The sequence below is a fragment of the uncultured Nostoc sp. genome, from assembly GCF_964247315.1.
Classification (GTDB): Bacteria; Cyanobacteriota; Cyanobacteriia; order Cyanobacteriales; family Nostocaceae; genus Nostoc.
In genome coordinates, this window is record NZ_CAXTTT010000157.1 from 1 (window position 1) to 14,449 (window position 14,449).

The window sequence follows — 14,449 nt, forward strand, 5'->3', positions numbered from 1 at the left end:
AAAATGAGAAAGCAAACTGGGGTTTGAGAAAGTAAAAGCTGATTTTGAGTAAGTCAAATGCCATTTTGAGTAAGTAATCAGGGATTTTTACTTAGTTCAATATGAATTTTAGTTTAAGCGATACCTTCGGTGAGCTTCGCTAACGCACTTTTCAGTTTTATCACGGTACGCTTTGCCGAAAAGTCAAATTTTACTGTGCAGGAGGGAGGCGATCGCGAAGAATTGCCAAATTTTTACAACACTTGACAGTCCAGAAATGACTTACCCCTAATCGTTGCTCCAAAATCTCCAAAGCTTGCAAATACAACGGTTCAGCTTTGGTATAACCTCCTTGTAAGTAGTAGAGTCTTGCCAGATTGTTGAGAGTAATGGCAAAATCTGGATGTTCCTCTCCCAGCAGTTTGCGCCTGAGAGCCAAAGCTTGGATGCAAAGGGGTTCGGCATCGTTGTATCTACCTTGGTCACGGTAGAATGCCGCTAGGTTGTTGAGGCTAAGTGCGACAGATGGATGTTCATCACCCAGCAGTTGACGCCTGAGTGCTAAAGCTTGGATGTTAAGGGGTTCGGCTTCGCTGTATCTGCCTTGGAAGTCGTAGAGTAACGCTAGGTTGTTGAGGCTAGTGGCGACATCTAGATGTTCTTCACCCAAGCGCTTTTTAGTGACTTTTAGACATTGTTCATACCAGGGTAAAGCTTGGTTATATAAACCTTGACCATTATAAAATGTAGCGTTGCCGTAGAAAGGCAAAGGTAAATCATCATTGCTGAGGTATTGAATAAGATGATTCGCTACTTCAGCTATATGAGGAATGGCAGGGGAAACAGCAGTAATTTGCTTAAGAGTAGCGTTTTCAGGAATATCTTTGGCAACTGCTACCATTACTCGACAAAGCGATCGCTTTAATTCATCTGCCTGTTCTAAACCTGTAAGCTTATATTGAAAAAACTCCCTTAGCAGTGAATGCAGTTGGTAAATTCCCTCACCTTTACGCTGTAGCAAATGTAGTTTCAGCAAAGTATCATCTCTAATTTCCTCTAACTCTTCCTCGTCTGACTCTGGTAAACACTGTTCCACCAACTTCCAAGATATAGGTGCGACGGCAAATAAACTCAGCAAACAGCCAAGCTGCTTATCGCTGTCTTCTAATTCCTGCCAACTCAACTCAAAGGCTGCTAATACACCTCGTTGTGCGGTCATGTCGCCTTCTGGTTTAATAAGGGCGGGTTGTTCTAGTCGCTTTTTCTCCAACCGCCGCAACATTTCTGTGAAAGAGAGGTCTTGTTTTCGCGCTAAATATCGCCCGACTAATTCCAAACCCAAAGGCAAATATCCCAACCACTCACACAACTGATTTGCAACAGCCAATTCTTGCTCAATTCGCTGTGGTGTTTCTTTAAAAAATGACCTTAATAACTCCAGCGCTGCTTTTGGTTGCAATACATCTAAAGATAATTCCTTTATAGATGTTCCTAAGTATTGGCGCGTGGTAATCAACACTTTAAACCGGGAAGATGGCGAAGGTAGATAAGGCTTAACTTGTTGATATTCTCCAACATCGTCTAATACTAGCAGCACATTACCTTCGCGCCAAAGCCGAAAGCAGTATTGCACTTGCGCGAGTAAATCCAAATCCTCTGGTGGGTTTAAGTCAAGCTGCGTTCTGGCAAACTGCACAATTTGAATGCCCATATCTCCAGCCTTTGCCAGTAACCAGCAAATTCCACCTTTGTAAATTTCACGGTGAGCCATTGCATATTGTAAGGCCAGTTCTGTTTTACCCAGTCCACCCATGCCAGCGATCGCAGCAATGGCTACCTGATTATTTTCCTGCAACATCTCATGCAGGTTTTGCAATTCAGCTTCACGTCCAACAAACTTTAGTACCCCACTCAGGGGTAAATTTTGCGGTGTTTCAGTAGAAGGATTTGACTTTACCCGTTCCCGTTCAGGCGACTGTAGTCAGAAATTAAACGTTTGCTTGCGGTTGTCATTAGAAACGTTCCCAACATTCCCGCCATAATTTTTATCAACTGTGTTCGTAAAATTCTGGATGATAGAGGGTTGAGATTTAACAGTATCCGCCACATCTTTAACAGCTTGAGCAATTTCAGGGTCTTTTTTTGCCGCTTCTTCTACCTGCTCAACTAGAGTTGCTTGACCATAATCTAAAGGTTGTGTTTGAGCTAGTTTGATAGCTGTCGCTGTGGTAGGTGCTTTACGCTTGAGCAATGATAATAAGTTCCCACCTTGCTCTAAAGCTTTTTCTCCTAGGATTTCGCCAGTTTTCTCAAAAGCTTTCGTAATTACTAAGGTTGCGATCGCGGCTGCTGTCAGGGTTACAGGCTCCATATTTTACCCATGAATTACGAAATAACACTGTGAGATATTTTACTTTAGTGCATCTCATCTCAGAAGAGATAATACACAATTATTAAGATTTATCTTGAAAGGCGGGTTTTATCGCGTTTTTCTCTTGAGTAAAATCTCACAAATACATTAACTAAAGCCATACTATATCTATTAACGCTAAAGTCATAGTAGGACTATTCAAATCACAACTCAAATGCAAGCTGATAAATACCCTTTTGCTCAAGAACTGATTACTGATATTGAAGGTAATATCCGCAAAGTAGTCATAGATTTTGATGACTATCTACACTTGCTAGAAGCTATTGAGGATGAAGGACTTATCTTAGCAATGAAAGCAGTAGAACATGAAATACCTCTGAATATTGATGAAGCATTAGCACAACTACAACAAGAGTGATTACCCAATATCTACCCAGCTTTATCAAGGATCTCAAGGCTCTGAAAAGTACACCTTACTATGAGACTATTAAAACCCTTGCTTTTGAAAAAGTACCACAAATATTAATCTTTGAATAAATTACTAACCTCAAAAAACTTCAAGGTTGTGAAAATGCTTATCGCATCCGCGTCGGTGATTATCGTATTGGACTTATTTTTGATGGAGAAACAGCTTTATTTCAGCGAATACTATACCGGAAAGATATTTATCGTTATTTTCCTAAATAAAACCATTTTAAATAATTTGGCGAATAGAATTCGCGCCCATACAAACATAGACGCTTTGCGGCTTACCGCAGGGTAATTTACCTACACGGACTAATAAAAATTAAAGTTTTAAAACCTGCAAAAGCAAGTTTTGCCTGTGTGGAAGATAAACTTAAATTTCTAATCGCCGCTTTCTTAATTACGAATTACGAATTACGAACTACGAATTAATAATGCAATTTGATACCCAACTGCTACCACGCATTAATGCCACATCCAAGAGAGAAAATGGTAAACAATATTATGTAGATGCTAAGGGAAATCGCTTTCCCAGCGTTACTACAATACTTAATGCTACCAAATCACAAGCAGACCGAGACAGATTATTAAACTGGAAAGCGCGTGTTGGTACAGAAGAAGCTACCCGCATTACCACATCTGCTAGTCGTCGGGGAACCCAAACACACAAGCAAATTGAGCGCTACCTCCTTGGTCAAAACCCTGTTTGTCCCGAAGCGAGTCGCCCTTATTGGGAGAGTATCAAGCCAGTTTTAGAACAAATCGACACAGTTAGACTGGTGGAAGGCTCAGTTTTTCATCATGATTTGAGCTATTCTGGCAAAGTTGATTGTATTGCCAGCTATCAAGGTATTCCCTGTATTTGCGAATGGAAAACAGCAGACAAACCCAAAGGTTCAATTGAGCATTTATATGAACATCCACTACAACTTACGGCATACATAGGAGCAGCTAACAAGTATTATCAAGATTATGGCATTCAGCTAAAGCACGCTCTCTTGGTAGTAGCGATTCCAGAAATACCAGCTGAGGTATTTTGGTTTGAATCAGCAGTTATCAAAGATTATTGGGAGCAGTGGGAAAAAAGAGTCGCCCAGTTTTGGGAACGCAGAAGTGTTTGGGATTAATCAGTAGAATTGCACAATTAGCGAAAGGCTGTATTTTGTAACGTGAAGTAAATTTTCATGAGTAGTAACAACAAGCAATCTAACCTTGTAATGGCAACACAGTAATTAATCCCGAAAATCTTGCAAAATCACCTGTGTTGTGAGTGAGTAACTCAGGAATACCATAAACTAGCATCGTGGCGACAATATTTGTATCATGAATTTGCTTACCACCGCTAGGAATTTCCTCCATGAGTGTTAGTAACCTTTCTGTCACTAGCAAATTATCTTCAACCAAGCGAAAATAACTAGCAAAATCTCTCCCATCTGCCACTAAAGATGTAATAGGAATGTTCCCGGTTAAGTCGCCTCGCCTTGTCATTGCTGCCAAATACTCTCTCAAAGTTTGGCGACTAATCCATAAATCAATACCTTGTTCTGTAAGCGCTTGCAGTCGTTCTGTCGCTTGTATATGAAATGGCGACAAGGCTAAATTTGCATAAACTAAAATATTCGTATCGACGAAAACAGAGCTATTAGTCGTTTGCATAAAGGTCTTCTCTACGGAAAGTTAAACTTTCCGAGACTAATCCTACAGGATAGGCGGAAAATTTAAGAGGTGCTTTCTTTTCTTTCCTCTCTGCTTCCTTAGTCAAAGGCTTTTCATCAATTACTATTACCACCTGATGCTCACCCTCTGGAATATCCAGTGGTAATTGTGCTGTAATCTTACCATCTTTGGTAACTGTGGCAATTGTTTCTATAGTTTTCATAGTATTTTTATTAGATTAATACATCACTACTTGGTAAAAGCGATATTCAGACACATTTGCATACACCAAGATGTTCGTGTCCATAAATACACAGTTACCGCCCCCAATCACCATACATATCCTCACGTCTTAAAGAAAGATTTTCAGGCCAAGGGCCATAATTATGTACAGGAAAGTTTAGAGGAGGACGCTTTTCTTTCCTCTCTGCTTCCTCAGTCAAAGGCTTTTCATCAATTACTATTACCACCTGATGCTCACCCTCTGGAATATCCAATGGTAACTGCGCTGTAATCTTACCATCTTTGGTAACTGTGGCAATTGTTTCTATGCTTTTCATCTTATTTCTCCTTAATCAATCCATTACAGCTAACACAGCTTTCGGCAATAACTTATCTTTAAACCAAACAATTCTGGCGGGGACATCATTTAATTTTACTCCCGCCTTTTCTAAATTAAGTCGCTCAGAAATTGCCAAAATTAAGTCGTCACGTCCAGCCCGCCGCACCTGAGAAAACTTTTTTTGTAAATATTCTGGTCGCCAATAACCAACAATTTCTAATAAGAAAGTGCGTCCATCAGTATGCACCAAGCGAAAATCGGGAATCATTACACTACCGGGAATCGGTATCAAATCAACTTCTCGTTCTAACGCCCAACCACTTTTCAACGCATCCCACTTATCAGCAAAGGATGCTTCTAACATACTATCGTAGGGCTTCCCTGGTGGATAATGGGATACCAAACCACATTCAGAATTCAGAGTGAAACGTCCAGTTTTCCAAGTATTTGTATAAGCGTCGCGGCTTTGGAGAATGGAAGAAAGACTCCATTTAGTAACGTGAAGTAAAGCGGGAATAAGTTTAGCGATCGCTAACCCATATCGCGTACTAGGATTAAACAAACTCGTCGGCCCATCTATCGTAATTGTAAACCCGTGGTCAGCATCACCTTCAATATAAGCCATCAATTGAAACAACTTTAAATAGCGAAACAACAGCTTATATTCACCCGGAACATTCCGATGAGCATTTAACACCAGTTGACTGGCCTTATAAAACACACCCTGCACCTGAGATAAGTTATATCGATTTAACAAATCTGGCGCTATTGGTGCATCAAAGACTGTCAGAATCTTATTTTCAGATAAATCAGCATATAGTCCATTGCGAACCTGTTCTAATAAAACTTCCCGTTCAAGTTCTTGAGTTAACTCATCAGCAATTTTACTCAAAGTAACTTGTGTTGATTCCCGACTAGAAACAGACTTTGCACCCAACGAAAACACTCGTTCTCTTAACATTTGTGGTTCCAGAGGACTTACCACCTCAAAAGTGCAAAAACTGCTTTTGAGAATATAAGCTAACCCTCGCTTCAGCCGATAATCTGTAGAATCTCCTTCAAAATCAGTCAATTGTCGCTCAAGCACACCCTGAGTCTTCCCCACTGCTGATTGAAAATAATTAATTAACTCAATCGCCAACTCCGAAGTTTCCCGATCAATCTTCAGTCTCTTCGGAATAATCTCCTCCCCGTTTTGGCGATGCATCAGTAACTCTGTTGGTAACATCTGAATTTTGGATTTTAGATTTTGAACTTCCAGTTGAATAATTAATTTCTAACTGTTCCGCAGCCTTCAAACTCCGTTCCTTCCCACTCCCATACACAACCTGTAACTTACCTTTTTTCTCCTCTTCCTCTCTGCGTCCTCCGCGTCTTGGCGGTTCGTTATTCCTCTCCCCTCTTCGCCTAGCCGAAGTCCCCTCCTCACTCGTATCCTCCGCCACCACCTCATACAAAATCGCCTGTTTATTCTCAATATTCCCCTTCCGTAAAACCCTCCCCAAACGCTGAGTATACTCCCTAGCCGAACCCGTTCCCGATAAAATAATTGCCACAGAAGCCGCAGGCACATCAACTCCTTCATTCAACACATGAGAAGCAACCAAAGTATTATATTTACCCTCCCGAAACTTTGTTAATATCTCATGCCGTTCCTTCACAGGAGTTTGATGAGTAATTGCCGGAATTAATAACTCTTGAGAAATGCGATAAACCGTTGCATTATCCGCAGTAAAAATCAAAATTCTGGCCGGATAATGTTCTGCCAATAAATTAATCAAAATCCGCAATTTACCATCAGTACCCAAAGCAATATCTTTCGCCTCCCGATGCGCTAACATCGCCCTACGTCCAAATTGCGATCGCGCACTCATTTGCACAAACATTTGCCAACCTTGCAAACTCCCCAAAGAAATCTTTGATTGCTTCAAAAAGTCATTGCGAGTTTGAATTAACTGGTTGTATCTTTCCCGTTCAAGTTGCGATAACTTAACCTTAATTTGAACAATTTCATGTTCTGCTAACGCCTTCCCCGCCAAATCTTCAGCGCGTTTGCGATATACTTCTTGACCAATGAGGATATTTAAGTCAGCATGTTTACCATCGGTGCGTTCCGGTGTCGCGGAGAGTCCCAGGCGATAAGGTGCGATCGCATATTCAGCAATTACCCGATTAAAATCTGTCGGTAAATGATGACATTCATCAAAAACAATCAAGCCATATTGATTTCCCAACGTCTCAGCATGGATTGCTGCACTATCATAAGTTGCAACTAAAATGGCTGTTCTATCCCGCGAACCACCCCCTAGCAATCCCACCTCAGCATCGGGGAAAGCTGCTACTAAATGTGCATACCACTGATGCATCAAATCCAAAGTTGGCACTACAATCAGCGTCGTGCGTGGCGTTGACTGCATCGCCATTTGCGCCAAATAAGTCTTTCCCGCCGCCGTGGGAAGTACAACCACCCCTTGTCTACCCGCTAGTTTCCAAGCTGCTAGCGCCTCAGTCTGGTGAGGATAGGGTTCCATTTCCAGAGTGGGAACCAAATCTACAGGATAAAATTCCTTTGCCTCATCGATAAAATTAACATCTTCCGCTTGTAGTGCTTCCACTAGCGATCGGTATCTAATTGCTGGAATGCGGAATTTTTCAACTCTATCATCCCACGTAGCATAGTCCATCCAACCTTTGCCGCGTGGTGGTGGATGCAAAATTAATGTGCCACGATCAAAATTTAATGTAGGGGTACGAGCCATGATCATTGGGTATTGGGCATTGGAATTAGGGTATTGGGCATCGGGCATTGGTAATTATTTCCATTCGCCATGCCCCATTCCCTAGTCTATTGATTACTAATAACGCAAAAAGTGCATGATTCATCCAACTAATTCCGACAAAACCCAATTAGATGCGCTCATTAGTCACGGAATGTCCCATCGGCAAACCAACAATAACTTTGCCGAATCCGACAAAGAATCAGCAATAGAGCTTTTTGCTGAAACGGCTGCAATTGCAGGCGCAGATTGTATTAATAGCTGGCTTGACTTTAATAGCTTTTTTTCTTTGGGTAACTTCCCAATTAGAAGGCAAGATATATGCCTTTAAAATTGGTATTGTAGTAGAATTATTCACTCTTATTTGTTGGGGTTTATGCAAAAATCCTATCGGTCGCCGCTATCCTGATTTAATTTTTTTGAGTTTATGCTGGTCTGTAACTTGTGTTGTCCAAATTGATATAGTTTTGCTGTTCCATAATCTAGAACTGAGAAGCAATATTTGGACTTTGATGTTTCTCACTCAGGCTACAATCATTCCAGTTTAATGGTGAATGCATTTAATATCTCAACTCAGAACAATACTTTGCTATTTAACTTTATATATTTTATATAGCCCCATCTTGAAAAATCTATCAGCTTTTTATGTTGAGCAAGGATTATATTTTTTTGGGACTCCCGCATTATCCAGTAGAGAGTGATTTATTTACTACAAAAATATTGAATAATTTTATGCAAATTCTTGGGGATTGCCCGAATTCAATCAACGACTGTCCGAATTCAATCAACGACTGCCCGAATTCAATATAGGAACTTAGCAAATTTGCTTTTATTCAACACGAAAGCGATGGCTTTGCCAACGCCAAGGGCGATCGCAACAATTGAACCAGTACAGAGCAATACCTACGGTAAGCAGAAACGCTTGGACGATCGCGATTTTGCTCAAACGGAGTTTCTTTTTTGCTCTCCCAGATGCAATTCTGGCAGCAACCCCAATTCATACCAATGCCTTCTCTAAATAATCGCCTGACCAATGTGCGAAGCGCAAGCCAACATTTTCATTATCCTGACGTGCTATTTCTACCTTGAATCGGGGCTAATAATTCCTCAACCCACTGTTGGTTTGCCTCTGACAATGCAGGCGGTGGAACTCTTTGGCTGTAATCAATGCGTTCGTTATACCCAGCCCGTTCGCATATGCTATTCACAATTGCCTGCAAATCAACGCTTAATTCTTCATCTTCTAACAGAAGCGGCAAAGGAAAAGTGGGAATTGGTTCGGGTAAATTAAAGCCGTATAAATCAGCTTTGGGACGTTGTACACTTCGACTCACAACGATACGGTAGTCTGTTGGCTGTACTTCACCTAACATGGTCATCGGTGAGTGAGCGCGTAGCAAGTCGATTTCGATCAGATGCGAAAGGCTTCCTAAAACCCGCTCCCGTTTCTTTTCATAGGCTGTTCTACCGAAACCTTTTTGTTTATTTTTAGGCGATAACACTTCAATAACGGTAATCACAGTATTGCTGCCTATCTCTCGGACTTCCAAATATCGCTCTTTTACAGTTATAGGCATGGGTAGCACTATTGACTGCGGGCGCTTTTGAGTTAGGGTAGTTCTTGTCTCTGGCTGAAGTTTCTCACTGACTGAATGAGACGAATTGGCTTTCAAAACCGTAGCATCTGGAATTCCAACTAAAACCTCATCGTTATCTCGATCTTGGTAAGTGCGAGTTTCGACTTCAATATAATACTTTGGGCGCAACTGAGGTGCAACTGCATCGGCGATCGCTACCAAAAGCCGAGTATGGAATGACAACCAGAAAGCAGGGTGTTCGAGATAGGGATTCATCCCCGGAAATGGTGAGGGCATGAGTTAAAATTCCATCCCAAAAGCGTTTTTCAAACTCTACCCTAATTATGCAATTTTTAAAGGAGCAATAAGTGTACTGACTCTACACTGACATGCTTGCCCGTTGACATTGCCTATTGGGTATGAAGAATCAGCGTGATTGTAGCAAGTGATGCCGAAGGCAACCCTTGGGCGTGTACGCAATGAGTAGTTCTTGCTTGATCGCGATCGCCCAAAGTGATCGCGTTGAGTATATCCCTCTTCTGTCACTCTCCGGAATGAGCAAGTAGTAACTAAGTGAAGTTATCCAGAAGCATAATAGGGTTTAAATTGATTCATTGCACTAATTAATTGATTGAATCCCAGCAATAAATTAGAATTGGGGAAAATATGTATTCAGGGATAAATCAACCAAAATAGTAAGAGTGGTTGGGTAATGAGACGCAGATTATTTCAAGTATTTTTCCATCCGGATTCATGATTCCATTGTTGATGATTAAAAAAATCAACATCACTATTTTTTTGTAACTCAGGTTCAATTTGACGAAATATATTTAAAGCTAACAAGGCTGAAGAATTTCAACTAATCATTGTGTAAACACAAAAATAATTTCCTTCCATCTCTCAATATGTTGAAAATTTGTGAAACGATAATCTGTCCAACCTAGTTCCTGCTTACACTCTCGAAAACCATATTCTACCCAGGTTCTTAATCCATATAAATTCAATAAAATTTTCTTGAGATTACCTTGAATACCAGCAAGGAAATTTCCGAAACGGCTTTCGCGATAATGATGGCTACTCCCTAACAGGAATAGAGACTGTTGAACAAGTAGAAGTTCTCAAAAGACCCTAAATAACCGATCCAAGCATTGTAACTAATTGCTAATATATTGGTGGCGATAAAAGCTTGTTGCCAATCTTGGGTGTTTGTTTCTAGAGTCAGCTTGATTAAACTCCTTGTGATAACTGCCAGAGTTGAATTTCATAACATAAATGGCTCTCAAAAATTGCGCGTGCTGCTAACCCCTCGACAACTAACTTTTCTAGCCAGCGCTTAAATGCCCAACGACCGAGTGAATATAATGGAGGGAGTGCGATCGCCACAACATCAGCAATATATTTGACTGTTGTCAGCCCAAAAGTACGGAAGTTATCAACACACAAGTCAATCGTTGGTGCAACTTGAGTGGAGATGTCCTCAGTTTTAATTAACTTGAATCCAGCCTGCACTAAAGCCGCCTGTAGTTCACTGGCTACATGACAATTAGAAAAAATACCTTCTTGGTATTCGGCATCAGAACGCATCATATCGGCAAGCAGCAAGTAGCCACCATTACTTAGTAAACGAGCCGCATCCTGAGCTAAATCAAGAGCAGCAATATACTGGCTGCTTTCGCTAAATAAGATTAGGTCGTAGGAATTTGAGGAGTGAAAATCTTCAAATCTCGTTAAATAGAAAGGTACTTGACCGTTGGTATTTTGAATAAATCTCTCTTGCTGGAGTGCGTCAGGTGCTAATCCCTCAACACTGAAACCGCGATCGCACAAATATACTGCGTTACCACCAATCCCACAGCCTACGTCAAGTACCGTTTTTATCCCCTCTGGGATAAAACTCAAAAGTTTGGCTGTATATGCAACTTGCGCCACACGCAGGCGAGTTAGAGTTAATTCTTCACCCACAGTAGGTAGTGGTTCCCAATACCCGTAATGAAGATAGGAGGAATTTGTAAGTCCCATGTAATAATCTATCGCTGCATTTTGGTAGCGAGTAGGTTTCGGAATATTGCTTGATTTTGGCTTGAGCATTGAGGACTAAAGTAAGTTTTAGGGTATTAGGCTTGGTTTAAATTCTGACCAGCGATTGCAAACTTGTTCGTAGCAATCGGGTGGAGTAATTTTTAGTTGGTGTAAAAAATTAACCTCAATCTGAGGTTCAGCTTTTAGCACCAGAAGAATATCTTGATAGGGATTGTATGTTACGACTGCTGGGGAAATTGATGAAATCATGGATGAGCAGATTGATTGCGATATAGCTTGGCAATCTTGAAACGAACGCAAGTAAAACCTAATCAGATCGGAGGGGAGAAATTGGAGGGTGAAGGGAACTGTATCAACACTTGTATTTGTCGGGTGAGTAACTTTAGTATCTACATCACAAATAACAACTCCCCGCCCAAATGACTGAAATCCTTTCCATCCTGTGTAACCGATTACCAGCAGATTATTATGAATAAAGCTGTTTTGCCAGTAGCCGAAATTTCCTTGCCAGACACTATTAGAAGGTCGCATTGACTTCCTCCCCCAACACAATTGACTCAATGCGAACCTGCTCAAGCTCTCGTCCAATCAATACTAATCGCGTTTGACGAGGTTCCTGGGGTTGCCAAGGACGATCATAAAAGTAGTCAAATCGATTGCCAACTCCCTGTAATACCAGACGCATGGCTTTGTTCGGAACTGCTACAAATCCCTTAATTCGATAAATTTCTTGCTGCTGCACCAATGTTTGCAAGCGTTTGACTAGGACAGTCGGCTCAAAAGCTTCGTCTAGCAGTAGTTGCACTGCATTAATCCCTTCATCATGTTCGTGTTCGGCTTCGTTGTCGTGGTGGCTAGGGCGACTATCCAAGTTGTCTTCTACCGCAGCGTTGAAACCGAGTAACAAATCGCCACTAATTTTACCGTCCTGACAAGGAATGACTTTTACACCAGGCGACAAGTTCTGTTTCAGCCACTCCTGTACCCTAACTTGCGTTGGGAAATCAACGCGATCGCTCTTAGTTAGCAATACTAGGTCAGCACAAGCAAGCTGATCTTCAAACAGTTCCTCAATGGGTGTTTTGTGTTCTATACTAGAGTCGGCTTGTCTCTGTGCTAAGAGGGCTGCTAAATCGCCTACATATTGATTAGTTGCCAACGCTTCACAGTCCACCACAGTAATTACGCTGTCCACTGTCGCGCCTGTGCGAATTTCCGGCCAGCGAAATGCTTGTACCAATGGTTTTGGTAGTGCTAGTCCAGAGGTTTCAATTAACATACAGTCAAGGCTGGCGCGTCGCTTCAGTAATTCTTGCATTGCTGGGAGAAATTCTTCTTGCACCGTACAGCACAGACAACCGTTGGTGAGTTCAACAATATTACTGTTGGAGTCTTCTTCATCGTCACAAATTCGGCAGTCACGCAAAAGTTCGCCATCAATTCCGATTTCTCCAAATTCATTTACCAAAACAGCAATGCGTCGTCCCTCATTGTTTTGCAGTAAATGGCGAATTAACGTCGTTTTGCCTGCACCTAGAAATCCTGTAATTACTGTGACGGGAATTTTTTGCATATAAAGTGTGTCGTTTGTTGATTAATTTTGCAATCACAAGAAAGAAGTTTTAACCACAGATATCACGAAGTAGAGATGTGTGACGAAGTTCAATTTCGCCTCTCTACTAATTTACAGGTGATGTGAAAGGTAATTTATTAGGCGCGAACATTAGCCAAACAAATCAGCGTATCCATCTTTTTTGTGAATAGTTACGCCAAAGAGAATTAGTGCGAGCGATGTCTACGACGGGCTACGCCTACGTAATTTGTACCCGAAGTTAACCATCTACTGTCTCATAGAAAGCCGTAACCTGTAGCGTTTTGATATCTGGAGCTATGAGAATGTCAAGCTTAGTAGTTGTAGAAATCTTCATAAAAATACTTCTCTGTGCCTCGCAGATGTACAAAATTTACAAGTCAACTTCGGCGGGCATTCTGACTTACAAGGCAAGCCTTGATTACAGCTGCGGGACAGCGCCGGATTCACACCGGACTTTCCCCTTTGCGTCTGATGGCTGCTCCCCATCAGAACCGAGATTCCTTTGCATATTAACACACTATTTAGATTACATGAATTGTTGCAAATAAATTGCGAGAAAATCGCAATAGCCTAAATACTTTTTGCAAATTATGGAAATCATTTCCCACAAAGAATATATTGAACGCTGGCTGGAAAGTCTCAAACAGAATGAAGTTTACTACAACATCAATGGGTTCGATTTTTTGGAGAAGTTTGAGAGTCAATGGGACAGTTCTAACTATCGATCCGCCAACTTCCGTCCCAACTTCCGAATGGATATTATAGATGAACTATATTATCGAAGCTTCGGTCTCAAAAACGAGCATTTTGACTTTTATACCTTAGTTTCCAAATTCTATCTTTCAGGCTGTTCTACGGTCAGTTGCCCCAATGTGGAAGGAGTAGAAGCGAATTATGAAGAAAAGGGTGGATACAATTATTTGTTTGACCTGCCAAATATTAAAGAAATTGAACACTACTATGCTGGCGATCGCATACTCACCATCATTATTGATTGGAATGCTGAATTTTTCTGAGCATTTATAGGGAGTAGTCACAGTTTACCACAACAATTGCGTCCATTTTTGGAGAGCGATGCCTACGGCGGGCTGCACCTACTCGCTCCCCAGTTTCACTGTACCGTCGGTTTAATTACACCCGCAATGCGAACCGTATTGCATCAAATTTGCAACACATTATTTCAAGGCTCAGGAGAGGTGCGTATCCTGCTTTTGCGGGTAGTGAATGGAGCAAGGGACATTTAATAGGAGCAAAACCTGTGGATTGGTTTTTGCAACACGCAAGTCAACGCAAGTCAACCAGAACGCTTTGCAAAATTGAGTCAGGATATCAAACAACATGGTATTCGCAATTCACACATTACAGCGATCGCACCAGGGCAAACGCATCTAAATGTTGGCAAAGTGGTAAATAGAGGTGAGTTCGTAG

At 41.3% G+C, this 14,449-nt stretch carries 18 protein-coding genes, 1 pseudogene and 1 riboswitch; of the genes and pseudogenes, 7 read left to right on the forward strand and 12 right to left on the reverse strand.

The features are described 5' to 3' along the window. Positions 1-190: 190 nt before the first annotated feature. Together ACFE93_RS30810 and ACFE93_RS30815 are read right to left on the reverse strand one after the other, a co-directional pair. A complete protein-coding gene (locus tag ACFE93_RS30810; RefSeq protein WP_375479308.1) occupies positions 191-1,855 on the reverse strand; it encodes a tetratricopeptide repeat protein in 1,665 nt (554 codons plus the stop codon). A gap of 105 nt (positions 1,856-1,960) precedes the next feature. Further along, positions 1,961-2,350, reverse strand: coding sequence for a hypothetical protein (locus ACFE93_RS30815; RefSeq protein WP_375479310.1), 390 nt, complete (start codon positions 2,348-2,350; stop codon positions 1,961-1,963). Positions 2,351-2,564: 214 nt separating this feature from the next. Here ACFE93_RS30815 and ACFE93_RS30820 point away from each other — a divergent pair, with 214 nt between their 5' ends. Both ACFE93_RS30820 and ACFE93_RS30825 read left to right on the forward strand, forming a co-directional pair. Next, positions 2,565-2,768 (forward strand): hypothetical protein, encoded by a 204-nt coding sequence (locus ACFE93_RS30820; RefSeq protein ID WP_375479312.1) that lies wholly within the window; start codon positions 2,565-2,567, stop codon positions 2,766-2,768. Positions 2,769-3,249: 481 nt separating this feature from the next. Then, positions 3,250-3,942: a PD-(D/E)XK nuclease family protein gene (locus ACFE93_RS30825; protein WP_375479314.1), complete on the forward strand. Its 693-nt coding sequence runs from the start codon at positions 3,250-3,252 to the stop codon at positions 3,940-3,942. A 79-nt stretch (positions 3,943-4,021) separates the two neighbouring features. Here ACFE93_RS30825 and ACFE93_RS30830 read toward each other — a convergent pair whose 3' ends face one another. The 5 genes from ACFE93_RS30830 to ACFE93_RS30850 all read right to left on the reverse strand — a co-directional run bounded on the left by ACFE93_RS30830 (position 4,022) and on the right by ACFE93_RS30850 (position 7,792). Beyond that, entirely contained in the window at positions 4,022-4,471 is a 450-nt protein-coding gene (locus ACFE93_RS30830; protein ID WP_375479316.1) for a type II toxin-antitoxin system VapC family toxin, read from the reverse strand. Next, entirely contained in the window at positions 4,458-4,694 is a 237-nt protein-coding gene (locus tag ACFE93_RS30835) for a hypothetical protein (protein ID WP_375479318.1), read from the reverse strand. The genes ACFE93_RS30830 and ACFE93_RS30835 overlap by 14 nt, the downstream gene beginning before the upstream one ends. 94 nt (positions 4,695-4,788) lie before the next feature. Further along, the gene (locus tag ACFE93_RS30840; RefSeq protein WP_375479320.1) at positions 4,789-5,031 is read right to left on the reverse strand and encodes a hypothetical protein; all 243 of its coding nucleotides are present in this window, start codon (positions 5,029-5,031) and stop codon (positions 4,789-4,791) included. 15 nt (positions 5,032-5,046) lie between these two features. Continuing rightward, entirely contained in the window at positions 5,047-6,261 is a 1,215-nt protein-coding gene (locus ACFE93_RS30845) for a DUF790 family protein (protein WP_375479322.1), read from the reverse strand. Next, positions 6,191-7,792, reverse strand: a complete 1,602-nt coding sequence (locus ACFE93_RS30850; protein ID WP_375479340.1) for a DEAD/DEAH box helicase — start codon at positions 7,790-7,792, stop codon at positions 6,191-6,193. Before ACFE93_RS30850 ends, ACFE93_RS30845 begins: the two co-directional genes overlap by 71 nt. A gap of 115 nt (positions 7,793-7,907) precedes the next feature. Between ACFE93_RS30850 and ACFE93_RS30855 the strand changes: the two genes are divergently transcribed. Both ACFE93_RS30855 and ACFE93_RS30860 read left to right on the forward strand, forming a co-directional pair. Continuing rightward, positions 7,908-8,141 (forward strand): hypothetical protein, encoded by a 234-nt coding sequence (locus ACFE93_RS30855; RefSeq protein WP_375479324.1) that lies wholly within the window; start codon positions 7,908-7,910, stop codon positions 8,139-8,141. A gap of 516 nt (positions 8,142-8,657) precedes the next feature. Further along, positions 8,658-8,828 (forward strand): hypothetical protein, encoded by a 171-nt coding sequence (locus ACFE93_RS30860; protein WP_375479326.1) that lies wholly within the window; start codon positions 8,658-8,660, stop codon positions 8,826-8,828. Positions 8,829-8,871: 43 nt separating this feature from the next. Here ACFE93_RS30860 and ACFE93_RS30865 read toward each other — a convergent pair whose 3' ends face one another. From ACFE93_RS30865 to cobW, 5 genes and pseudogenes are all read right to left on the reverse strand, one after another. Continuing rightward, positions 8,872-9,684, reverse strand: coding sequence for a DUF4058 family protein (locus ACFE93_RS30865; RefSeq protein ID WP_375479328.1), 813 nt, complete (start codon positions 9,682-9,684; stop codon positions 8,872-8,874). Between the two features lie 282 nt (positions 9,685-9,966). Beyond that, positions 9,967-10,427 (reverse strand): annotated as a pseudogene (locus ACFE93_RS30870) (IS701 family transposase); the annotation flags it as partial. Between the two features lie 187 nt (positions 10,428-10,614). Continuing rightward, positions 10,615-11,475: a class I SAM-dependent methyltransferase gene (locus ACFE93_RS30875; RefSeq protein WP_375479330.1), complete on the reverse strand. Its 861-nt coding sequence runs from the start codon at positions 11,473-11,475 to the stop codon at positions 10,615-10,617. Between the two features lie 18 nt (positions 11,476-11,493). Then, the gene (locus tag ACFE93_RS30880) at positions 11,494-11,958 is read right to left on the reverse strand and encodes a hypothetical protein (RefSeq protein WP_375479332.1); all 465 of its coding nucleotides are present in this window, start codon (positions 11,956-11,958) and stop codon (positions 11,494-11,496) included. Further along, positions 11,945-13,000 carry a cobalamin biosynthesis protein CobW gene (cobW, locus tag ACFE93_RS30885; RefSeq protein ID WP_375479334.1) on the reverse strand — a complete coding sequence of 352 codons (1,056 nt, stop codon included), beginning with the start codon at positions 12,998-13,000 and terminating at the stop codon, positions 11,945-11,947. The genes ACFE93_RS30880 and cobW overlap by 14 nt, the downstream gene beginning before the upstream one ends. Before the next feature lie 388 nt (positions 13,001-13,388). Beyond that, a riboswitch (cobalamin riboswitch) is annotated at positions 13,389-13,532 on the reverse strand. A gap of 79 nt (positions 13,533-13,611) precedes the next feature. On the opposite strand from cobW, the gene ACFE93_RS30890 reads away from it, so the two are divergent. From ACFE93_RS30890 to ACFE93_RS30900, 3 genes are all read left to right on the forward strand, one after another. Continuing rightward, positions 13,612-14,037, forward strand: a complete 426-nt coding sequence (locus tag ACFE93_RS30890; protein WP_375479336.1) for a hypothetical protein — start codon at positions 13,612-13,614, stop codon at positions 14,035-14,037. A gap of 36 nt (positions 14,038-14,073) precedes the next feature. Then, positions 14,074-14,265, forward strand: coding sequence for a hypothetical protein (locus ACFE93_RS30895; RefSeq protein ID WP_375479338.1), 192 nt, complete (start codon positions 14,074-14,076; stop codon positions 14,263-14,265). Between the two features lie 72 nt (positions 14,266-14,337). Next, the coding region (locus ACFE93_RS30900) for a hypothetical protein (RefSeq protein ID WP_375479342.1) at positions 14,338-14,449 on the forward strand (112 nt) is incomplete at its 3' end.